At 61.7% G+C, this 21,364-nt stretch carries 18 protein-coding genes and 2 pseudogenes; 10 read left to right on the top strand and 10 right to left on the bottom strand.

What is annotated here, in order from left to right; genetic code table 11:
- Window positions 1-8 precede the first annotated feature (8 nt).
- Complete coding sequence (locus HX830_RS15200; protein ID WP_103494435.1) at window positions 9-662, bottom strand: C40 family peptidase; 654 nt, start codon at window positions 660-662, stop codon at window positions 9-11.
- A 252-nt stretch (window positions 663-914) separates the two neighbouring features.
- Between HX830_RS15200 and HX830_RS15205 the strand changes: the two genes are divergently transcribed.
- Entirely contained in the window at window positions 915-1,334 is a 420-nt protein-coding gene (locus HX830_RS15205) for a TM2 domain-containing protein (protein ID WP_103494434.1), read from the top strand.
- Between the two features lie 208 nt (window positions 1,335-1,542).
- Here the strand turns inward: HX830_RS15205 and HX830_RS15210 are convergent, their stop codons facing one another.
- The 7 genes from HX830_RS15210 to gshB all read right to left on the bottom strand — a co-directional run bounded on the left by HX830_RS15210 (window position 1,543) and on the right by gshB (window position 7,395).
- The gene (locus HX830_RS15210) at window positions 1,543-2,814 is read right to left on the bottom strand and encodes a dihydroorotase (protein WP_177100994.1); all 1,272 of its coding nucleotides are present in this window, start codon (window positions 2,812-2,814) and stop codon (window positions 1,543-1,545) included.
- Window positions 2,811-3,815 carry an aspartate carbamoyltransferase catalytic subunit gene (locus tag HX830_RS15215; RefSeq protein ID WP_177100996.1) on the bottom strand — a complete coding sequence of 335 codons (1,005 nt, stop codon included), beginning with the start codon at window positions 3,813-3,815 and terminating at the stop codon, window positions 2,811-2,813. Before HX830_RS15215 ends, HX830_RS15210 begins: the two co-directional genes overlap by 4 nt.
- A 13-nt stretch (window positions 3,816-3,828) precedes the next feature.
- Entirely contained in the window at window positions 3,829-4,335 is a 507-nt protein-coding gene (pyrR, locus tag HX830_RS15220) for a bifunctional pyr operon transcriptional regulator/uracil phosphoribosyltransferase PyrR (protein WP_152736827.1), read from the bottom strand.
- Between the two features lie 67 nt (window positions 4,336-4,402).
- A complete protein-coding gene (ruvX, locus tag HX830_RS15225) occupies window positions 4,403-4,843 on the bottom strand; it encodes a Holliday junction resolvase RuvX (RefSeq protein ID WP_103494430.1) in 441 nt (146 codons plus the stop codon).
- On the bottom strand, window positions 4,843-5,412 hold the full coding sequence (locus tag HX830_RS15230) for a YqgE/AlgH family protein (protein ID WP_103494429.1): 570 nt from the start codon (window positions 5,410-5,412) through the stop codon (window positions 4,843-4,845). The genes ruvX and HX830_RS15230 overlap by 1 nt, the downstream gene beginning before the upstream one ends.
- Before the next feature lie 52 nt (window positions 5,413-5,464).
- Complete coding sequence (locus HX830_RS15235; protein ID WP_152736828.1) at window positions 5,465-6,364, bottom strand: energy transducer TonB; 900 nt, start codon at window positions 6,362-6,364, stop codon at window positions 5,465-5,467.
- A 77-nt stretch (window positions 6,365-6,441) separates the two neighbouring features.
- On the bottom strand, window positions 6,442-7,395 hold the full coding sequence (gene gshB / locus HX830_RS15240) for a glutathione synthase (protein ID WP_100944625.1): 954 nt from the start codon (window positions 7,393-7,395) through the stop codon (window positions 6,442-6,444).
- A 251-nt stretch (window positions 7,396-7,646) separates the two neighbouring features.
- On the opposite strand from gshB, the gene pilG reads away from it, so the two are divergent.
- Genes pilG through HX830_RS15270 form a run of 6 tightly spaced genes read left to right on the top strand, consistent with a single transcriptional unit; the run spans window position 7,647 to window position 17,476 of the window.
- Window positions 7,647-8,054: a twitching motility response regulator PilG gene (gene pilG / locus HX830_RS15245; RefSeq protein ID WP_100944626.1), complete on the top strand. Its 408-nt coding sequence runs from the start codon at window positions 7,647-7,649 to the stop codon at window positions 8,052-8,054.
- Between the two features lie 45 nt (window positions 8,055-8,099).
- Window positions 8,100-8,465: a twitching motility response regulator PilH gene (pilH, locus tag HX830_RS15250; protein ID WP_103494426.1), complete on the top strand. Its 366-nt coding sequence runs from the start codon at window positions 8,100-8,102 to the stop codon at window positions 8,463-8,465.
- Window positions 8,466-8,477: 12 nt separating this feature from the next.
- Window positions 8,478-9,029 carry a chemotaxis protein CheW gene (locus tag HX830_RS15255; RefSeq protein ID WP_103494425.1) on the top strand — a complete coding sequence of 184 codons (552 nt, stop codon included), beginning with the start codon at window positions 8,478-8,480 and terminating at the stop codon, window positions 9,027-9,029.
- Between the two features lie 3 nt (window positions 9,030-9,032).
- On the top strand, window positions 9,033-11,090 hold the full coding sequence (locus tag HX830_RS15260; RefSeq protein WP_100944629.1) for a methyl-accepting chemotaxis protein: 2,058 nt from the start codon (window positions 9,033-9,035) through the stop codon (window positions 11,088-11,090).
- Window positions 11,091-11,100: 10 nt separating this feature from the next.
- Entirely contained in the window at window positions 11,101-17,028 is a 5,928-nt protein-coding gene (locus HX830_RS15265) for an Hpt domain-containing protein (protein ID WP_177100999.1), read from the top strand.
- On the top strand, window positions 17,021-17,476 hold the full coding sequence (locus tag HX830_RS15270) for a chemotaxis protein CheW (protein WP_100944631.1): 456 nt from the start codon (window positions 17,021-17,023) through the stop codon (window positions 17,474-17,476). Before HX830_RS15265 ends, HX830_RS15270 begins: the two co-directional genes overlap by 8 nt.
- A gap of 23 nt (window positions 17,477-17,499) precedes the next feature.
- Here the strand turns inward: HX830_RS15270 and HX830_RS15275 are convergent, their stop codons facing one another.
- Window positions 17,500-18,003 (bottom strand): hypothetical protein, encoded by a 504-nt coding sequence (locus HX830_RS15275; protein WP_177101001.1) that lies wholly within the window; start codon window positions 18,001-18,003, stop codon window positions 17,500-17,502.
- A gap of 185 nt (window positions 18,004-18,188) precedes the next feature.
- On the opposite strand from HX830_RS15275, the pseudogene HX830_RS15280 reads away from it, so the two are divergent.
- Window positions 18,189-18,338: pseudogene (locus HX830_RS15280) on the top strand (chemotaxis protein CheW); the annotation flags it as partial.
- Between the two features lie 155 nt (window positions 18,339-18,493).
- Here the strand turns inward: HX830_RS15280 and HX830_RS32500 are convergent.
- On the bottom strand, window positions 18,494-18,832 hold the full coding sequence (locus HX830_RS32500) for a DUF6124 family protein (protein WP_370868267.1): 339 nt from the start codon (window positions 18,830-18,832) through the stop codon (window positions 18,494-18,496).
- Between the two features lie 419 nt (window positions 18,833-19,251).
- On the opposite strand from HX830_RS32500, the pseudogene HX830_RS32130 reads away from it, so the two are divergent.
- Together HX830_RS32130 and HX830_RS15295 are read left to right on the top strand one after the other, a co-directional pair.
- Window positions 19,252-19,460 (top strand): annotated as a pseudogene (locus HX830_RS32130) (OprD family outer membrane porin); the annotation flags it as partial.
- Window positions 19,461-19,843: 383 nt separating this feature from the next.
- Window positions 19,844-21,196, top strand: coding sequence for a S8 family serine peptidase (locus tag HX830_RS15295; RefSeq protein ID WP_177101003.1), 1,353 nt, complete (start codon window positions 19,844-19,846; stop codon window positions 21,194-21,196).
- Window positions 21,197-21,364 lie beyond the last annotated feature (168 nt).

Genomic DNA, 21,364 nt, shown 5'->3' on the forward strand with positions numbered 1-21,364 from the left:
GAATCCAATCAGCGCTGCACAACCCGCATATGGTTCTGCTCTTTCGGGATCACGCGCTTGGCAATCACGTAATGGCTGTCCCAGTACGGCTTCTTCAGCGTGTCGATGGTCACCGACTTGCCGCGACGCGGTGCGTGGATAAACCGATCGTTGCCCAGGTAGATGGCCACGTGGTTGACCTTGCGGCTCTTGAGGGTGAAGAACAGCAGGTCGCCCGGCTTGAGGTCCTTGCGCGCGACTTTCTGCCCGTGGCCGGCGGCCATGGCATTGGACGTGCGCGGCAGATCACTGGCCGCTACGCCGTTGAAGGCATACTTGACCAGGCCGCTGCAGTCGAAGCCCTTGCTCGGGCTGCTGCCGCCCCAGCGATACGGGGTCCCCAGCACATTCACCGCACGGCTGAGCACGGCGCTGCTCTGCTTGGCGTTCGGTGCGGCCGGATTGATGGCCACCACGCTATCATGGCGGGCTTTGCCATGGCTGCCGTGCTTGCCAGGGCGCTTGACCACAGGGGCGGTCAGATCGGTAGCATGGGCAACGGTAGCCGGTGATTTGGCAGTGTGACCGTTGACGGAAGGAAGACGTTGCTCACGGTTGGTGGCGTGGGCGGCCAGTGGCATTAATAGGCAGATGGTTAGCCATGTCTTGAAAAATGGTCGCATTAGGCAAGGCTCTAAATAGGTAATCGCGCAACTTTATAACAGCTTTTTGGTCACTTCTGGGCCCGTTTGTCGAATCAATACAGGGGTTTAAAGTGGCCTGCGGCTGTGAAATCCGACCCACGAGTCACGTGAAAGTCAGGCCCCACAAGGCTTTCAGCGATTTTTGGTAAGGGTTTGTTACATGTTTTGAGACAGTAAAAAAGTCACACGGTTTTACGAAATATTTATCTATCGAGCTCGGAGAAGGCGTTGATGAACACCTATCGGCAGGACGGCACACCGGCGAATACCCACAATGTTTTACTCGGGTATTTGCTGTGGATTTTTGGTTTTACCGGTTCTCACCGCTTCTATTACGGCAAGCCGGTTACCGGGACGATCTGGTTTTTTACCTTCGGGTTGCTGGGGATCGGTTGGTTGATCGACCTGTTCCTGATTCCGGGCATGGACCGCGAGGCGGATCTGCGTTTTACCGCCGGGCCGCTGGATTACAACGTTGCCTGGTTGCTGCTGACGTTCCTGGGTTTGTTCGGTATTCACCGGATGTACCAGGGCAAATGGCTGACCGGGCTGCTTTATCTGCTGACGGGCGGGTTGCTGGGGCTTGGCGTGCTGTATGACTTCTGGACACTGAATGACCAGGTGTCGCTGAGGAACAGCGGGCGGGGTTGAGGTCGAATCCCTTTTCTCTGGGAGTTTTTGGTGACCTCAAGGGCCTCTTCGCGGGTAAGCCCTGCTCCTACAGTCTTCGTCGAATATCAATCTGGTGTACGACATAAATCTGTAGGAGCAGGGCTTGCCCGCGAAGGCGGTTTTAAGGACGCTAAAAGCTTCGCGGCGGTGCGGCGATCCGACAAGCACCGCTCCCACAAATACTGGATCACGCCTGGTGTGTGATCCGCCCATCCATCAGCGTATAACGCACCGCTCCCGGCAACGCATGGCCGAGGAACGGGCAGTTCTCGCCCTTGGACAACCAGTGCTCACCGGCCACGGTCGAGGTGCTCGGATCGAACAGCACCAGATCCGCCGCCGCCCCCACCGCCAGCTTGCCCGCCGGCAGGCGCAAAGCCTCGGCAGGGCCGGCGCTCAGGCGCTTCAGCAAGGTCGGCAGGTCCAGCAGGCCATCTTCCACCAGGGTCAACGCCAGCGGCAGCAACAGCTCGACGCTGCTGATGCCCGGCTCGGTCTCGCCGAACGGCGCCAGCTTGGCATCGCGCTCATGGGGCTGGTGATGGCTGGAGATGGCGCTCACCACCCCGGATTTCACCGCAGCGCGCAAACCGTCGCGGTCGGCGCGGGTGCGCAGCGGCGGTTGCACGTGGTAAAGGCTGGAGAAGTCGATCAGCGCTTCGTCAGTCAGGATCAACTGGTACAAGGCCACATCGGCGGTCACCGGCAAGCCACGGGCCTGGGCCTGGGCGATCAGGGCCACGCCGCGCGCACTGGTCAGCTGGCTGAAGTGCGCGCGCACGCCGCTCTGCTCCACCAGCAGCAGGTCCCGGGCCAGGGCCACGGTCTCGGCGGTTTCCGGAATCCCCGACAAGCCGAGGAAGCTGGCGGTCGGGCCTTCATGGGCCAGGCCGCCATGGGCCAGGTCATGGTCCTGGGAGTGGAAAATCACCGTCAGGTCGAACGTCGCCGCATATTCCAGCGCCCGGCACAGGGTGCGGGTGTTGCGGAAGCTCTCCAGGCCGTTGCCGAACGCCACGCAGCCGGCATCGCGCAAGGCCACCAGCTCGGCCAACTGTTCGCCTTCCAGGCCTTTGCTCAGGGCACCAATAGGAAACACCTTGGTGTTGCCGGCTTCGCGGGCACGGTCGAGGATCAGTTCGGCCACCGCCGAGGTGTCCAGCACCGGTTTGGTCTTGGGCGGGCAGCACAGGCTGGTGACGCCGCCGGCTGCGGCCGCGCGGGTTTCGCTGGCGATATTGCCCTTGCGGCTGTAGCCCGGCTCGCGCAGGGAGACGTTCAGGTCCACCAGCCCGGGAGCGGCCACCAGGCCTTTGGCATCGATGACGTCGACTGCGGCGAAACCCGCCGGGGCGGCGCCGATGGCAATCAGCTTGCCGGCTTCCAGGTGCAGGTCGGTCACTTGATCCAGGCCGCTGCTCGGGTCGATGACGCGGGCGCCGAGTATGCTCAGTTTCACTTGGCCTTCTCCTGGTCGAATTGGCGCTGGGCAGTCTGCCCGCTCATGGCCATGGACAGCACGGCCATGCGTATGGCGATGCCGTAGGTGACTTGGTTGAGGATCACCGAATGGGGGCCGTCGGCCACCGCCGATTCGATTTCCACGCCACGGTTGATCGGGCCCGGGTGCATGACGATGCAATCCGGCTTGGCGCCGGCCAGGCGCGCGGTGGTCAGGCCGAACAGGCGGTAGAACTCGCCTTCGCTGGGCAGCAGGCCGCCGGTCATGCGTTCACGCTGCAGGCGCAGCATGATCACCACGTCGACGTCCTTCAGGCCTTCGGCCAGGTCGGTGTAGACCTTCACCCCGTATTGCTCGATGCCGATCGGCAGCAAGGTTTTCGGCGCGATCACGCGGATATCCGGGCAACCGAGGGCCTTGAGCGCCAGCATGTTCGAACGGGCCACCCGCGAGTGCAGGATGTCGCCGACGATGGCCACCGAGAGGTTTTCGAAGCCGCCCTTGTGCCGACGGATGGTCAGCATGTCGAGCATGCCCTGGGTCGGGTGCGCGTGGCGGCCGTCGCCGCCGTTGATGACCGCCACCTGGGGGCAGACGTGTTCGGCGATGAAATGCGCGGCGCCGGACTCGCCGTGACGCACGACGAACATATCGGCGGCCATGGCCTCGAGGTTGCGCAGGGTGTCGAGCAGGGTTTCACCCTTGCTCGCCGAGGACGTGGACACGTTCAGGGTGATCACGTCCGCCGACAGCCGTTGGGCGGCCATTTCAAAGGTGGTGCGGGTACGGGTGGAGTTCTCGAAGAACACGTTGCACACGGTCTTGCCGCGCAGCAGCGGGACTTTCTTTACCGCCCGGGCGCCGACTTCGAGGAAGGAGTCGGCGGTATCGAGGATTTCGGTCAACAGCTCGCGGCGCAGGCCGTCGAGCGAGAGGAAGTGGCGTAGCTGGCCCTGATCATTGAGCTGCAGCGGGCGCTTGGCGTCTAGAGGCGTCATCGCAAGGGACTCTTTAAAGGGCGAGGTCTTGAAGTTCAAGTTGGAGCGGCGCGGGGCCGGACAATTTTACCCGTTCCGTGGGAGCCAGCGACAGTGTTGCACCGACCACATCGGGACGGATCGGCAGTTCGGCGGCATCAAGGTCCAGCAGGCTGACCAGCGTCACGCTGGCCGGGCGGCCGTAGTCGAAGAGTTCGTTGAGGGCCGCGCGGACGGTCCGGCCGCTCATCAGCACGTCGTCGATCAGCACCAGGTGCTGGCCTTCGATCTCGAACGGCAGCTCGGACGGGCGCACCTGCGGGTGCAGGCCGTTCTGGCTGAAGTCGTCGCGGTAGAAGGACACATCCAGGGTGCCCAGGGGCGATGTGCTATCCAGGGCCTTGAGCAGCGCCTGGGCCACCCACACGCCGCCGGTACGAATACCGATAAAGCGCGGTTCGACAATGGCGCGCTTGCTCAGGTGGGCGTTGAGATCGACGGCCATCTGGCTGATCAGGTCGGCGGGATTGGGCAGGCTCATGGTTGCTCCTTCAAGGGCCCTTGCGGGGGATCAAGGCGAGGGTAAGAGGTTCGGGCAGCGCCGCTGTTCAGGACTCGGCAGGTGTCGGGTGTTCTTCGATCCAGCTTTGCAGCAGCAGCTTGGCGGCGATGGCGTCCACCGGGTTGTCGCGATAGGTGCCTTTCTGGCCGCCACGGGCCATGCGTTCGCCCTTGGCTTCGAAAGTGGTCAGGCGTTCGTCCTGGGTGAAGAACGGCAGGTTGTAGCGCCCGTTGAGCCGGCGGGCGAATTTCTCCGCACGGGCGCACATGTCGCTGGGGGTGCCGTCCATGTTCAGCGGCAGGCCGACCACCACGGCGTCGGGTTTCCATTCCTTGATCAGGGCTTCGACCTGGTTCCAGTCGGGAATCCCGTTTTGCGCCTTCAGGGTGCAGAGCTCACGGGCCTGGCCGGTGATCATCTGGCCGACGGCGACGCCGATCTGTTTGGTGCCGTAGTCGAAACCCAGCAGCAGGCGGATGGCGGCCATCAGGCGTGGCCCGCCTGGCTGGTGAGCAGGCTGAGGTTGATCCCCAGGTGCGCGGCGGCGGCGGCGAGGCGGGCGTCGCTGTCGGTTTCGAAGAGAATGTCCGGGGAGAACGGGCAGGTCAGCCAGGCGTTGTCGGCCAGTTCCGCTTCCAGTTGCCCGGCTTCCCAACCGGCGTAGCCGAGGGCGATCAGGCTGCGGGATGGGCCTTCACCGTCGGCAATGGCGAACAGCACATCCTGGGACGTGGACAGCGCCAGGCCTTCCAGTTCGACGGTGGCCTGGTAGGTCTGGCCGATGGGGTGCAGGACAAACCCGCGGTCGGTCTGCACCGGACCGCCGGTATAGATCGGCACATGCTGGCAGAGGGCTGGCGGCTCGATGTCCGGGCGCAGTTGCTCGAGGATATCGGCCAGGCTCAGCGCTTGCGGGCGGTTGATCACCAGCCCCATGGCACCGTTCGCGCTGTGCTCGACGATATAGGTCACCGTCTGCGCGAAATTCGGGTCGGCCATATGCGGCATGGCGATCAGGAAATGATGCTTGAGGTACGTCGGGGTGAGGTTTTTCATGAGCCCTAGTGTGGCCGTGGGCGGGCGACCTGACAAGCGGTGTAGGCGCGATTCAGTTGCTGGAAAGCTTGTCGCCCCGGGAAAAACGCCAGGTGCGGATGATCTCCAGGCGGTCGATGTCCGACAGATCGCCGGTAAAGGGCGCGAACGGTGCCGCCAGGCGCACGATCCGCTGCGCCGCCTGGTCCAGCAGCGGCTGCCCGGAGGATTCCAGCACCAGCACTTCATACAGCGAGCCGTCGCGGTTGATCGAGACCATCAGCCGCAAATTGCCGTAGATCTGCTGGCGACGTGCTTCTTCGGGGTAATTGAGGTTGCCGATGCGCTCGACCTTCTTGCGCCAGTCATCCTTGTACCAGGCGCCCTTGTCGCGCATGGTCGAGGCCGCGCTCAAGCGATGAATCCGCGGGCGCTTGGCATACAACTGTTGTTCCTTGGCCAGTTCCGCTTCAAGGCTGGCGATGTCGCTGCTCAACTGCGAGCTGTCGAAGGTCGGTGCCGGTTGCTGGGGCGCCGCCTCGGTCTTGACCTGCTCATGCTTGATCACGGCTTTCTTCGGCTTCGGCGCCACCGTGGTGACCACCGCCTTCGGTGCCGCTTCGGTTACTTCCTGCTTGGTCGGTGGCGGCGGGGTGACCTCATTGATGCTGTTGTCCTGGAACGGCGCGACCTCGGTGGTCTTGGGTATCGCCTTTTTATCCAGGGTGCCGCTGCCTTCCTGGTTGTCCTGGGCGAGGAAATCAGCCTTTTCCGGCGGTTTCACGCTCTTGAAGGTGGACAGGGTGATTTCCAGGGTCTTGCTGATCTGCTTGGGCTCGACGACGCTGAAGCCCACACCGAGCAGCAGCGCCAGGTGGATCAGCGCCGCGAGGAAAAGCGTGAAGCCAAGCCGATCCGCCGGGCGTACGCCGGGGCGGGAAAGTTCGGGAGGCAGATCGGCGGGAAGCGTCATGACCAGGAAACCAACATCGCATGTATCGAAAGCGCGGAATGATAACGCAATGTTGGTTTTTTCTCGGCTGTTCTACATCAACGGGCTTGCAGCTTGCGCTCAATGGCATCCATCAGCAGGCCGCCGATGTCGGTGCCGAAGGCGTTGTCGATCTCGCGGATGCAGGTCGGGCTGGTGACGTTGATTTCCGTCAGATGCTCGCCGATCACGTCCAGGCCGACAAACAACAGGCCTTTTTCCCGCAAGGTCGGGCCGACCTGGGCGGCGATCCAGCGGTCGCGGTCGGTCAGCGGACGGGCTTCGCCGCGACCGCCGGCGGCCAGGTTGCCACGGGTTTCACCGGCTGCCGGGATCCGCGCCAGGCAATAGGGCACCGGCTCGCCGTCGACCATCAGGATGCGCTTGTCGCCGTCCTTGATTCCCGGCAGGTAGGCCTGGGCCATGATCTGCTGGCTGCCCAGGGCGGTCAGGGTCTCGAGGATCACCGACAGGTTCGGGTCGCCGACCCGGTGGCGGAAGATCGAAGTACCGCCCATGCCGTCCAGCGGCTTGAGGATCACGTCACCGTGCTTGGCGGCAAACTCGCGCAATACATCGGCGCGACGGCTGACCACGGTGGCCGGGGTGCACTGCGGGAACTGGGTGGCGAAGAGCTTTTCGTTGCAGTCGCGCAGGCTCTGCGGCTTGTTGACCACCAGCACCCCGGCGCGCTCGGCCTGTTCCAGCAGGTAGGTGGAGTAGACGAACTCCATGTCGAAGGGCGGGTCCTTGCGCATCAGGATCACGTCCAGGTCGCTCAGGGCCGTGTCGGTCTCGGCTTCCAGCTCGAACCAGTGCTCGGGGTTGGCGAACACTTTCAGTGGACGCATGCGCCCCCGCGCCACGCCGGCGTCCTGGTACAGGTCCTGCTGTTCCATGTAGAACAGGGTCCAGCCGCGCGCCTGGGCGGCCAGCAACATCGCCAGGGAACTGTCCTTTTTATAGGAAATGTTGGCAATGGGGTCCATGACAATCCCGAGACGAACGCTCATGGGCTATATCCTCTATGGGCCGTGATGGCCGAAATGACTTGAAAAAGTGGCGTCAGAGTGGCGCTACACCGATTCCCGGTCAAGGAAAAACCGCCTGTCCGGGTGGGGCCGGGGGCGGTTGATAGATTGCATCTTGAGACTGTGCTAAAAAGGCTCGCATGCCGCTCGAAGCGCTTACACATCAAGGGCTTCGCGCCTGAAAAGCGCTTAAATGCAGTCAATCGAGTCGCTGTGGCGATGGTAGAGCAGATATGGAACAGCATTCCACAGCCTTGAAAGTGATGGTCATCGACGACTCGAAGACGATTCGTCGCACCGCCGAGACGCTGTTGAAACACGTGGGTTGCGAAGTGATCACGGCCATCGACGGCTTCGATGCCCTGGCCAAGATCGCCGATCACCATCCGGGTATCATCTTCGTCGATATCATGATGCCGCGCCTGGATGGCTACCAGACCTGCGCCCTGATCAAGAACAACCGTGCGTTCAAGTCCACGCCGGTGATCATGCTGTCCTCCAAGGACGGCCTGTTCGACAAGGCCAAGGGGCGTATCGTCGGTTCCGATCAGTTTTTGACCAAGCCGTTCAGCAAGGAAGAACTGCTAGCCGCGATCAAGGCCCATGTGCCGGGGTTCGCGGCGGTAGAACAAGCACATTGACGGTCGGCCGCCTGGCCGCCCGCCTTATAAGCAGTGGGGAACACCATGGCACGTATCCTGATCGTCGATGATTCGCCGACTGAAATGTACAAACTGACCACCATGCTGGAGAAGCACGGTCATGAAGTGCTCAAGGCCGAAAACGGTGCCGACGGCGTGGCCCTGGCCCGCCAGGAAAAGCCCGACGCGGTCCTGATGGACATCGTCATGCCGGGCCTCAATGGCTTCCAGGCCACCCGGCAACTGACCAAAGACAGTGAAACCAGCCATATCCCGGTGATCATCATCACCACCAAGGATCAGGAAACCGACAAGGTCTGGGGCACGCGCCAGGGCGCTCGCGACTACCTGACCAAACCGGTGGAAGAAGACACCCTGATCAAGACCCTGAACAGCGTCCTCGCCGGCTGACGGCCCGCGCCCATGAGCCCGTCGCAGACTGCCTTCCAGCTGCTGCTGGAAATCGACCAGCGCTGTCGCCTGTTGGCGGCCGACCTGCCGTCGCAACAGGCCCGCCAGGACACCTGGAGCGGTATCGGCTTTCGCCTCGGCGAGCACTGGTATGTGGCGCCGATGGGCGAAGTCGGCGAAGTCCTGCATGAGCCGCGTCACACCCTGTTGCCGGGGGTGAAACCCTGGGTCAAGGGCGTGGCCAACCTGCGTGGGCGCCTGCTGCCGATCATGGACCTGTGTGGGTTTTTCGGCCATGAGCTGTCCGCGTTGCGCAAACAGCGGCGGGTACTGGTGGTGGAATACAAGGACGTGTTCGCCGGCCTGATGGTGGACGAAGTGGCCGGTTTGCAGCACTTTCCCCAGGGCGGGCAGCAGGGGCTTTCGGTCCAGCCGCCGGATGCGGCGGTGGCGCCCTTTGTCCAGGGCCGTTTCGAGCGTGAACGCAGTTGGTGGGTGTTCAGCCCGTTTGCCCTGGCGCAGGCGCCGGGGTTTCTGGATGTAGCCTTACAGGCAGGGGCCTGATCGATGACAAACGCTAAAACCGGCAAGCCGTTGGAGGCTTCGCGCAGTCGTTCGCAGATCATCGTGCTGTTTATCGCCCTGATCGTGTTCATCATGCTGTTGTTCGCCAACTTCGCCTACCTGAACACCCAGTCCACCTACGACAAACAATACATCAGCCATGCCGGCGAGCTGCGGGTGCTGTCCCAGCGTATCGCCAAGAACGCCACGGAAGCGGCGTCCGGCAAGGCCGCGGCGTTCAAGCTGCTGAGCGACGCGCGCAACGATTTTGCCCAACGCTGGGGTTACCTGAAAAAAGGCGACCCGGCCACCGGCCTGCCCGCCGCACCGCCCGCCGTGCGTACGGAAATGCACGCCGTGCAGCAGGATTGGGAAAACCTGCTGCGCAACACCGACGCCATCCTTGCCAGCGAACAGACCGTGCTGTCGTTGCATCAGGTGGCCGCGACCCTGGCCGAAACCGTGCCGCAGTTGCAGGTCGAGTACGAAAAGGTCGTGGAGATTCTCCTGCAACGCGGCGCCCCGGCGGCCCAGGTGGCCATGGCCCAGCGCCAGTCGTTGCTGGCCGAGCGGATCCTCGGCGCGGTGAACACGGTGCTGGCCGGCGACGAAACCTCGTCCCAGGCCGCCGACGCCTTCGGTCGCGATGCCGCGCGTTTCGGCCAGGTGCTCAACGGCATGCTCCAGGGCAACGCGACCCTGAAAATCACCCAGGTCGAAGACAAGGACGCCCGCGCCCGTCTGGGGGATATCGCCGAACTGTTCGAATTCGTCTCAGGCTCCGTGGATGAAATCCTCGAAACCTCACCGCAGCTGTTCCAGGTTCGCGAGTCGGCCGGGAATATCTTCAGCCTGTCGCAAACCCTGCTGGACGAAGCCTCGCACCTGGCCAACGGTTTTGAAAACCTTGCCGGCGAACGCTCCCTTGATACCATCGGCGGTTATGTCCTCGGCCTGCTGGCCCTGGCCTCGATCATCCTGATCGGCCTGGTGATGGTCCGCGAGACCAATCGCCAGTTGCACGAGACCGCCGAAAAGAACGAGCGCAACCAGCACGCGATCATGCGCCTGCTGGATGAAATCGAAGACCTGGCCGACGGCGACCTGACCGTGACCGCTTCCGTCACGGAAGACTTCACCGGGACCATTGCCGACTCCATCAACTATTCCGTCGACCAGCTGCGGGATCTGGTGGCCACCATCAACCTCACTGCCGGCCAGGTCGCCGCCGCCGTGCAGGAAACCCAGGCCACCGCCATGCAACTGGCCGAGGCCTCCGAGCACCAGGCCCAGCAGATTTCCGAAGCGTCCACCGCCATCAGCGATATGGCCGAGTCCATCGACCAGGTCTCGGCCAACGCCGCCGAATCGTCGGCGGTGGCCGAGCGTTCGGTGGAGATCGCCAACAAGGGCAACGAGGTGGTGCACAACACCATCCACGGCATGGACAATATTCGCGAACAGATCCAGGACACCGCCAAGCGGATCAAGCGCCTGGGCGAGTCTTCCCAGGAAATCGGCGATATCGTCAGCCTGATCGACGACATTGCCGACCAGACCAACATCCTCGCCCTCAATGCGGCGATCCAGGCCTCCATGGCCGGCGATGCCGGGCGCGGTTTCGCGGTGGTGGCCGATGAGGTCCAGCGCCTGGCGGAGCGTTCGTCGGCGGCGACCCGGCAGATCGAAACCCTGGTGCGGGCGATCCAGACCGACACCAACGAGGCGGTGATCTCCATGGAGCAGACCACTACCGAAGTGGTGCGCGGTGCCCGCCTGGCCCAGGATGCCGGGGTGGCCCTGGAAGAGATCGAAGGGGTATCGAAGACCCTGGCGGCCTTGATCCAGAGCATTTCCAACGCGGCCCAGCAACAGACCACGTCGGCGGGACAGATCTCGCTGACCATGAACGTGATCCAGCAGATCACCACCCAGACCTCGTCGGGCTCGACCGCCACCGCCGACAGCATCGGCAACCTGGCGAAAATGGCCAGCCAGCTGCGGCGCTCGGTCTCCGGCTTTACCCTGCCTGCTGCGCAAGATGCGCGTGAAACCCGTTAGTGGAGTCGTCATGAGCGATCAGCACGACTATGTGGCCCTCGAATGGGTCAAGGGCGAAATCGCCGATACCCTGAAGCAGGCGCGCCAGGCCCTGGATGCGTTTGATGAGCCGACGCATTCGGCTCTGGACATCGCCGAATGCCTGGAATGCATTCACCAGGTCCATGGCAGCTTGCAGATGGTCGAGTTCTACGGCGCGGCCCTGCTCGCCGAGGAAACCGAAGCCCTGGCCCTGGCCGTACAGCAAGGGCGGGTGGTCGATCTGCCGGAAGCGCTGAAGTTGCTGCGCCAGGCCCTGGGGCAGATGCCGTTGTATCTGGACCGGGTCCACAGTGCCCGCCGCGATCTGCCATTGGTGGTGCTGCCGCTGCTCAATGACCTGCGCAGTGCCCGGGGCGAAAGCCTGCTGTCGGAAACCAGCCTGTTCAGCCCGACCTTGCCGGAGTTGCCGCCCCTGGACGAGGCGACCCTCGCCGAACTGACCCCGGCGGAACTGCCGGCCTTGTTGCGCAAGTTGCGGCAGATGCTGCAGACCGCGCTGGTCGGTTTGCTACGTGAACAGGACGACGAAACCAACCTCGGCTATATGGCCAAGGTCTTTGCCCGGCTTGAAATCCTCTGTCTGAATGCACCGTTGGGGGCGCTCTGGCAAGTCGCGTCGGCGCTGGTCGAGGGCATGCTCGCGGGTGTCATCGCCAACAGCCCGGCCCTGCGCAGTCTGCTCAAGGACTCCGACAAGGAACTCAAGCGCCTGCTGGAGCAGGGCATCGCCGGAATCAACCAGCCGGCCCCGGAAGAATTGCTCAAGAGCCTGCTGTTCTATATCGCCAAGGCGCGCCAGCCGACGGCGCAGATGCTCGCCCTTAAAGAACGTTATGGCCTGGATGAAGCCCTGCCCGATACGGCGGTGGTCGACGAGGAGCGGGCGCGTCTGGCAGGCCCCGACCGCGATGCCATGCGTTCGGTGGTCGCGGCGTTGTGCGAGGAACTGGTGCGGTGCAAGGAACGGCTGGACCTGTTCGTGCGCGGCGACCGCCAGCACACCGATGAACTGTCGAGCCTGCTGGCGCCCCTGCGGCAGATCGCCGATACTCTGGCGGTGCTCGGCTTCGGCCAGCCGCGCAAGGTCATCATTGACCAGACGGCGGTGGTTCTAGGCCTGGTCCAGGGCCAGCGCGAGCCGAATGACTCGGTGCTGATGGACGTTGCCGGCGCCTTGCTCTACGTCGAGGCGACCCTGGCCGGGATGATCGGCACCGTGGAGCCGGAAAGCCGTGAAGAAAGCCGCCTGCCGACCACCGACCTGACCCAGATCCACCAGTTGGTGGTCAAGGAATCGCGGATCTGCCTGCAACAGGCCAAGGACCTGATCATCGAGTACATCGATGCCGACTGGGACCGCGAGCGCCTGTTGCCCTTGCCCGAGTTGCTGACCTCGGTCCGTGGCGCCTTGTCGATGATTCCCCTCGGCCGGGCCGCGAGCCTGCTGGAAACCTGTAATCGTTATATCCACGACCATCTGTTGAACGGCCCGCAGCCACCGTCCTGGCAGCAACTCGATCGCCTGGCCGATGCCCTGAGCAGTATCGAGTACTACCTCGAGCGTTTGGGCGAAGACCACGAGGCGCCGGGTGAGCGGGTGCTGGACATGGCCGAGGAAAGCCTCGATGCCCTGGGTTATACGCCTGCCGAGCAGGATGTACCGGTGCTCGAAGATGTCCTGAGCCCTAACGAAGCCCAGGTGATGCAGGACTTGCAGGTGCTGGATAATCCGCAGGTGGTGCAGTCCCTGGCCGATGTCCTGGCCAGCCCCGTGTCCGCCCTCAATCCGCCGGCCCGCCAGGTCCCGGGCAGCCTGCTGCCGCCACCGGGCGACGAAGCTCCGGTGGACGACGAATTACGTGAAGTCTTCCTGGAGGAATGCGCGGAAGTGCTCGATGTGCTGCGCGAATACCTGCCGCGCTGGGCGCTGAATACCGAGAGCAAATCGGCCCTGACCGAGCTGCGTCGCGCCTTCCACACGCTCAAGGGCAGCGGCCGGATGGTCCGGGCGCTGGTGCTGGGCGAGCTGGCCTGGGCGGTGGAAAACCTGCTCAACCGTGTGCTCGAACACAGCGTCGAGGCCGACGCGCCGGTCCACCAGTTGCTCGACGATGTGCTGCAGGTGTTGCCGGAACTGGTCAGCGAGTTTGCCGAACAGGCCCAGCGCCAGCGCGACGATGTCGACCTGCTGGCCGCCCGAGCCCATGAGTTGGCGGGTTCGGCTGCGGACGAAGCCACGCCCGGGGACGTGGGAGAGACCGACGATGAGGCCATCGACCGGCAGTTGCTGGATATTTTCCGCAACGAGGCCGAGACGCATCTGGACAGCCTCAACCACTTTCTCGAAGAGGCCACCGAACACCTGCCGCTGGCCGCCAGCGACGAATTGCAAAGGGCGTTGCACACCCTCAAGGGCAGCGCCTACGTGGCCGGCGTACGGCCGATTGCCGAACTGGCGGCACCGTTTTACCACCTGGTGCGTGAGTTCAAGGCCCACCTGTTGCCACTGGACCTGGATGAAGTCGAGTTGCTGCTGGAGGCCGAGGTCCTGTTGCACCAAGGGTTGAAGCAACTGGCTGACGACCCGCTGGCGGCCATCGACGGCGCCGCGGAGCTGATCCGACGTGCCGAGGCCCTGCTCGCGGCCCGGCTGGAGTCGCTGCTCAGCGTTACCAGCGGCACCAAGCGTGACCCGCAACTGATCAACAACTTTCTGGCCCAGGGCATGGATATCCTGCTGGACGCGGAAAACCTGCTGCTGCGCTGGCAGCAGCACCCCGGCGAGCGTGAGGAGCTCAACAGCCTGCTGGACGAGCTGACCACCCTCGGCCAGGGCGCCCACAGTGCCGACCTGCACCCGGTGGACGAACTCTGCGAAGCCTTGCTCGACCTCTACGGTGCGGTCGAAGAAAGCAGCCTGGCAGTCAGCGAGCGGTTTTTCCATGAGGCGCAGAGTGCCCATGAAGCGCTGATCAACATGTTCGACGAACTGGCCGCCGGCCAGGAAATCAAGGCGCAACCGGAGCGACTGCGGGCCCTGCGCGAGCTGCTCGACGAAGCTCTCGATCCATCCGCCACCGGCCTGATCAAGACTGACGGCAGCCGCGCCCTGAGCATCGCCGAACTGGGCGCCGCCACCGCCGAAGCGAGCCAGGCCCTCGATGAAGTGGACCTCGACGACGAGATCGTGGTGATCTTCCTCGAAGAAGCCGCGGATATCCTCGACAGTGCCGGGCTGGCCTTGCAGCGCTGGCTCGACGATCCGGACAACGCCGCGCCGCTGCTGTCCCTGCAACGGGACCTGCACACCCTCAAGGGCGGCGCGCGCATGGCCGAGATCGGCCCGGTGGGCGATCTGGCCCACGAACTGGAAAATCTCTACGAAGGCCTGGTGGACCGGCGCTTCAACCATTCTCCCGAACTGGCGCTGCTGTTACAGAAAAGCCATGACCGCCTGGCGGTCCTGCTGGACCAGCTTCAAGGGCATCAGCCCCTGGGCGATCCGAGTGCGCTGATCGAGTGCTTGCGCCAGTTTCGCCAGGGCAGCAGCGCACCGCTGGAGGTGAGCGAGGCCGCCGAAGCGCCCACGTCGGTGACCGGCAACGATCCGGAGTTGCTGGAGATCTTCCTCGAAGAGGGGTTCGATATCCTCGAAAGCTCCGGCGCGGCCTTGCTGCGCTGGCAGGCTGAGCCGGCAAATCGCCAGGACGTGGAAACCCTGCTGCGTGACCTGCACACCCTCAAGGGCAGCGCGCGCATGGTGGAAATCGTGCCGATCGGCGACCTGGCCCACGAGCTGGAGTTTCTTTACGAAGGGCTGTCGGCCGGGCTGCTGCAACCGGGTCCGGAGCTGTTCGGCTTGTTGCAGGCCGGCCATGACCGGCTGGCGCATATGCTCGATGCGGTGCGCGCCGAACAGCCGGTGCTGCCCGCCGATGCGCTGATCCAGGATATCCAGGCGTTTGGCCGGCAGTCGCCGGTCAATCTGCCGGTCGCGACCCCGGTTGTCGCGCCGGCAGCACCCAAGCCCGAGGCCCCGACGGTCGCCGAGGCCGAGCGGGCGGCCCAGGATATGGTCAAGGTTTCGGCGGATGTGCTCGAAGACCTGGTCAACCTGGCGGGTGAAACCTCGATCTTCCGTGGCCGTATCGAGCAGCAGGTCAACGACGCCAGGATCGCGCTCAACGAAATGGAGACCACCATCGAGCGTATGCGCGATCAGTTGCGCCGCCTCGACACCGAGACCCAGGGGCGGATTCTCAGTCGCCAGCAGGTGGAAGCCGAACGCCTGGGTTATGAAGAATTCGACCCGCTGGAAATGGACCGGCATTCGCAGTTGCAGCAATTGTCCCGGGCCTTGTTCGAATCCGCCTCCGACCTGCTGGACCTCAAGGAGACCCTGTCCGGGCGCAACCAGGATGCGGAAAACCTCCTGGCGCAGCAGGCGCGGGTCAACACCCAGTTGCAGGAAGGCCTGATGCGCACGCGCATGGTGCCGTTCGAGCGTCTGGTGCCGCGCCTCAAGCGTATCGTCCGGCAGGTGGCGGGGGAGTTGGGCAAGGAAGTCGATTTCGTGGTCGGCAATGCCGAGGGCGAGATGGACCGCAATGTGCTGGAACGCATGGTCGCGCCCCTGGAGCATATGTTGCGCAATGCCGTCGACCACGGCCTGGAAAGTGCCGAAGGCCGGCGTGCGGCCGGGAAACCGGAGCAGGGGCTGATCAGCCTGGACCTGTCCCACGAAGGTGGCGACATCGTCTTCGATATACGTGACGACGGCGCCGGGGTACCCCTCGAAGCGGTACGGCGCAAGGCGATCAAGCGCGGTCTGCTGGAGCCGGACATGCCGATCAGTGATCGCGACGTGTTGCAGTTCATCCTCCAGCCGGGCTTTTCCACGGCGGAAAAGATCACCCAGATTTCCGGGCGCGGCGTGGGTATGGACGTGGTTCACGAAGAGGTGCGGCAACTGGGCGGCACCATGCGTATCGACTCCATCCCGGGGCAGGGCGTGCACTTCCAGATCCGCCTGCCGTTCAGCGTCTCGGTGAACCGTGCATTGATGGTGCAATGCGCCGACGAGCAATACGCGGTGCCGCTGAACACCGTCGAAGGGCTGGTGCGGGTCTTGCCGAGTGAGCTGGAAGATTATTACCAGCTCGATCCGCCACGCTACGAATACGCCGGGCAGACCTACGAACTGCGTTACCTCGGCGAACTGCTGCAAACCGTGGGCAAGCCGAAATTATTCGGCCAGAGCCTGGCGTTGCCGGTGTTGCTGGTGCACTGCAACGATCAGCGCATGGCGCTGCAAGTGGATGCCCTGGCGGGATCGCGGGAAATCGTGGTGAAGAACCTCGGGCCGCAGTTCGCCGCGGTACCGGGGCTGTCGGGGGCGACCATCCTGGGCGACGGTCGCGTGGTGCTGATTCTCGATTTGCTCGCCCATGTGCGCAACGCCTTGTCGCGGGCGCCGGTACAGTCCATGTCCAGTGGTACCAGCGTGGATGCGACGCCGGTGCGTCCGACCCTGGTCATGGTGGTGGACGACTCGGTCACCGTACGCAAGGTCACCAGTCGCCTGTTGGAGCGCAACGGCATGAACGTGTTGACGGCCAAGGATGGGGTGGACGCCATGATGTTGCTGGAGGAGCACACCCCGGACCTGATGCTGCTGGACATTGAAATGCCGCGTATGGACGGTTTTGAGGTGGCGACGCGGATCCGCAACGATGAGCGCCTCAAGGACCTGCCGATTATCATGATCACCTCGCGTACCGGGCAGAAACACCGGGACCGGGCCATGGCCATTGGGGTCAACGAATACCTGGGCAAGCCGTACCAGGAGTCGGCGTTGCTGGAAAGCATCGCCTATTGGAGTCAGCTCCATGCATGAACACAGCACCAGCAGCCTGACAGGGTTGATGCTGCCGTTGGCGGACCGTTACCTGTTGCTGCCCAATGTCGCGGTGGCGGAGTTGATCGACTACCAGCGCGGCGAGCCGGCCAGCGATGCGCCGCCGTGGTATCTGCGGCAGGTGACCTGGCGCAACCAGCAATTGCCGTTGATCAGCTTCGAGGCGGCCTGCGGTTGTCCGCTGGCGGTGGGGGATCGGGCACGGATCGTGGTGCTCAATGCCCTGGGCGGGCGGCCGGAATTGAAGTTTATCGCGCTGGTGATCCAGGGGATTCCGCGTTCGTACAAACTCGACAGCCAGCTGAGTTTTGTCGATGTGCCGCTGTGTCGGTTGGAGAAGGCGGCGGTGCAGGTCGGCGAGTGGGTGGCGAAGGTGCCGGACCTGCTGGGGCTGGAGCAGTTGGTGTTGGAGTCCGGGTTGGCCTGACAACCCGGACCCGGAGTAACTTTCTATTTAACGGGAGTCCGCACAACCTTGATGTCATCGATGTCTATCTTACGGGACACGCCGGGCCCTGTCCCATTACGCGCACCGATCAAGAGATGGCTCAAGTTATTGGAGTAGACAACTAGGATTTTGATTGGATCACCTTGGAGCCACTCGTTGGTTGGTGTGTACTCATCTATAAAAAAATTGTTATAGGCTATCGAGAAGTGCTGTGTAATCACGCCCGTGATCGTTGTTGCTTCCCCCGGCTCCGGCGGGTAAACACGGTATTTGAAGGATATTTCAAGCCACTCTTTTTCCTGCTCTTTGCCAGAAAGGGTAAACATCTTGAAGAGAGAGGGCAGAAACGTGTTTGGGGGTCTCCATTCCAGCTTGCCGGACCAGAAAGTATTCGGGCCTTCCGGGCCAGCTTCCGTTTTGAGTATCCCGTCTGGAGATCCAATCTCATTTTCCCATCCGTTCCTTTCTCCATTTTCGAAATCGGTAAAATCATCCAGGTTCTTCATCTTGGTTTCTCCGGTCACTGGCGCTTTTGACCCTGCCCGTGGAGCCGGACATTGGAGATCGCAGCGCCACCTGATTGGGCGCTGCAAATGGTGGGAGGTCTACTGTCAGAACTGACAGGTCGAAGTCACTATCCGACAAAAGGTTCTGATGCTTTCGCAACAAAGAATCGCCTCTGGCCTCGATACGTTCGTACAAGCTCGACAGCCAGTTGAGTTTTATCGATGTGCCGCTGTGCCGGCTGGAGAGGTCGGCGGCGCAGGTCGGCGAATGGGTGGCGAAGGTGCCGGACCTGCTGGGGTTGGAGCAGTTGGTGCTGGAGTCGGGGTTGGCTTGACGAACGGCCGGTTTTTTTCGTTCACAGGCCTCGCAGATGACATCACCCTGTAGGAGCCGGCTTGCTGGCGATGATGCTGGTACATTCGACACATTATCTGCGCTGTGCACATCGCTATCGCCAGCAAGCTGGCTCCTACAGGTTTTATGGCGTTTTTACGGACGTACCACTACCCGCTCATCCAACGCCGAATTCACGAATGCCCGCGCCATCTCGATCAGGTGCACGACGCCCAGCACCACCTTTCGGTTTGACCCACTGAGGTTTTCTACCGCTTCGTAGGCGGTAGCGGCTGCTGCTTCCAACAGTTCATAAGCAGTGACGAGGGATTCCTCGGAACGCACATCCACCCGAATCTGATACAGGCTTTCAGGCAGTTTGTAGCGAATGGGTGGTTCTGCCGGTGGCAGGTTGTAGTGGGCGAATATGCGCTCGATGTCGGCGTCTATCGGGTTAAGTGTGACGGGTGGGTCGGGGTTATCTTCGACATTGATTTAGCTCTCTCAACGCAGGTTGAGCTGCTACCGAGACGCTACTACACGACAGGGTGGCAGCTGTACGCAGGTTAGTAGCCGGCGAGCTAAGAACCGGTGCACCGAGGTGCCCTGCGCACAGCCACCATAACGCGCAGGCAACAAACAGTGCCTGACAGGACGGTGACGCATTGCGCCTTAGCTAAACAGCGGGCTACTAAACCCGATCACTGAATTGGCAGTGACGAACGAAGACTAGACCAGGTGTTTTGGCAGGCGCAAGCCGCCGGGATTTTCTAGGAAATTTCACTCAATAGAAAGAGTGGTGTCTTATAACGAACGACTGGCCGTTGCTGCGATTTTTCTTCGTTCACAAAAACAGTGACAACCACACTTTAATCGCTCCCTCCGATAAAACGTGGTCTGTCCCGGAAAAGCTCGATACGGACACCGGCGGTTACCGTCCACAACAAGGGACGGCGGACGCCATTGGGAGCGCGATCTGAACCTGCACTACATCGTGCAATCAGTGCCCGGCCAAGGACCTTCGCTGCAACAGTCCCACGTCACCCATCGCGCCAACAGCAGTCAGGGCGGCGATGACATCGACCGGCCGTACCTCGTCATTGAGTACCCGCTCGAGCTGGGGGCCGTTCTGACATTTCCGCCGCTGAATAAGATTTTGGCAACGGTTCGATGTTCTTCTCCTCGACCCCGGCATGCGGGTCGGCCTGTCTGTTCATCGTCGCCAATGTGCGTATCGCCGACGTCAGCGGCCTGGACGGACTGCCCGATAACCGCCACTGCAGTCCCCGCCAACAGTTTCCGACGCGTGACGGCGGACACACTTCTGCTATTCTCAGCCATGATCCGAGCTCCCTAAGGACTTAAATGACGATAACGAGCAAGCAGTCGAGAGCGGCAAGAGCGCTACTGCAGTGGGACCAGAAGGCGGGCTGAAGCTGGACATACCCAGCCCTGGCTGCAGTTTGCGGGGCAAGTAATTCTCAGTATGCTCCATGGAGGTGCGTGATGAATGAAGCCTATAACTTACTTGTGAAGTTCACTCCAGACAGTATTTCCAATGTAACAAATGGAAAGATATTTTTTCATGAATCAGAAAAACTAGCAAAGGATGCGAGTTTTTTATCTGATTTAGAATATCGCCATGCCATTCCAGGATTGGCAGAGACGGGCAAAATAAAAAACGAAGAAAATAGTATTGATTTTTCTCAATATAAGGGGCTCGTCTATATCAAAAACGCACCCTCCATGTCATTTGAAGAATTGCAGCGCCTCGCAACGGCGTTGAGGGATATGGATATTGTAGAATATGTTGAAATTGAGCCAGTCGAGCCTGAGGTTGATCCAGTCGGGCCTGCTCCGACGCCGTCAGGCGAATGTACAGCAGGCCCCACAAGTACAACTCCGAACTTCGTTGATCGGCAAGAGTATCTCCAAGGTGATTTGGGATCAAATGTCATTGGTATTGATGCCATGAATGCTTGGCGATTATTTGAGGCTACCGGGCGAGGAATTAGATGTGCAGATATCGAAAACGGCGAGTTTTCTTACGATCATGAAGATCTGGAAGGCGCTAATTTTATAGAGCTCGTTCCAATGCCCGGTGAGAATACCAATGACCACGGGACTCAAGTTGCTGGTGTCGTCTTTGCTAGAAACAATGGATTTGGCATGCTGGGCGTTGCCTATGAAGTTGATGTATTTTACGGGATTTCGCAGGGTCCTCTTGGTCGCGTTGGCGGTATTGCTGAGGGTTTGAAACATTTAAGAGCCGGAGACGTATTTATATATGAAATGCAAACGGGCGGCCGTGAGGGCCGATTGGTACCCGCTGATTTTAATAGGGGTGTTTGGGACATAACAAAACAGGCCACTGATGCTGGAATTATTGTTGTCGCCGCTGCCGGTAATGGTCATGAAGATTTAGACCATCCGTTTTATGAGGAATATAGAAGCCGTGGCGACAATGGAAGTATTCTCGTCGGCTCTGGAACACGGACCGGCCGTAATTGCTCCGTTTTTTCTACATATGGTAGCCCGATACATTTACAGGGGTGGGGTGGTGATGGGTATGTGGCTACTTGCGGCGTTGGTGATCTTTTTAATGAGGGGCGTACGAGGACTTATGCCGCAGAGTTTGCAGGAACCTCTGCGGCCACGGCAATTGTAGGAGCAGCCGTCATTGCGGTGCAGTCATGGTTTAAAAGGACTGGCACGGTAATAACGCCAAGACACATGAGAGAGCTATTAATTCGGACGGGTACACCTCAAGGAACAGGTGGACATATCGGTCCACTTCCCCATATCGTGAACGCCATTGCTTCAATGTCTGCGGTCGAACTGCCGGCGCCGGCGATCTAAAGAGGTCAGCAGCCGCCAGCTCGATCCGCTGGCGGCGTTGACCACGCTGACGGTGCTGGTGTCGCAATACGATGATATCGCAAGTGCCGACCAGATCAGTGTGATACAAGGCCAGTCAAACTGGGGTCGTTCTGACCCTGGCGCAGCGTAAGCGCGCCATGAAACCCA

This window comes from Pseudomonas gingeri (genome assembly GCF_013385425.1).
GTDB lineage: Bacteria > Pseudomonadota > Gammaproteobacteria > Pseudomonadales > Pseudomonadaceae > Aquipseudomonas > Aquipseudomonas gingeri_D.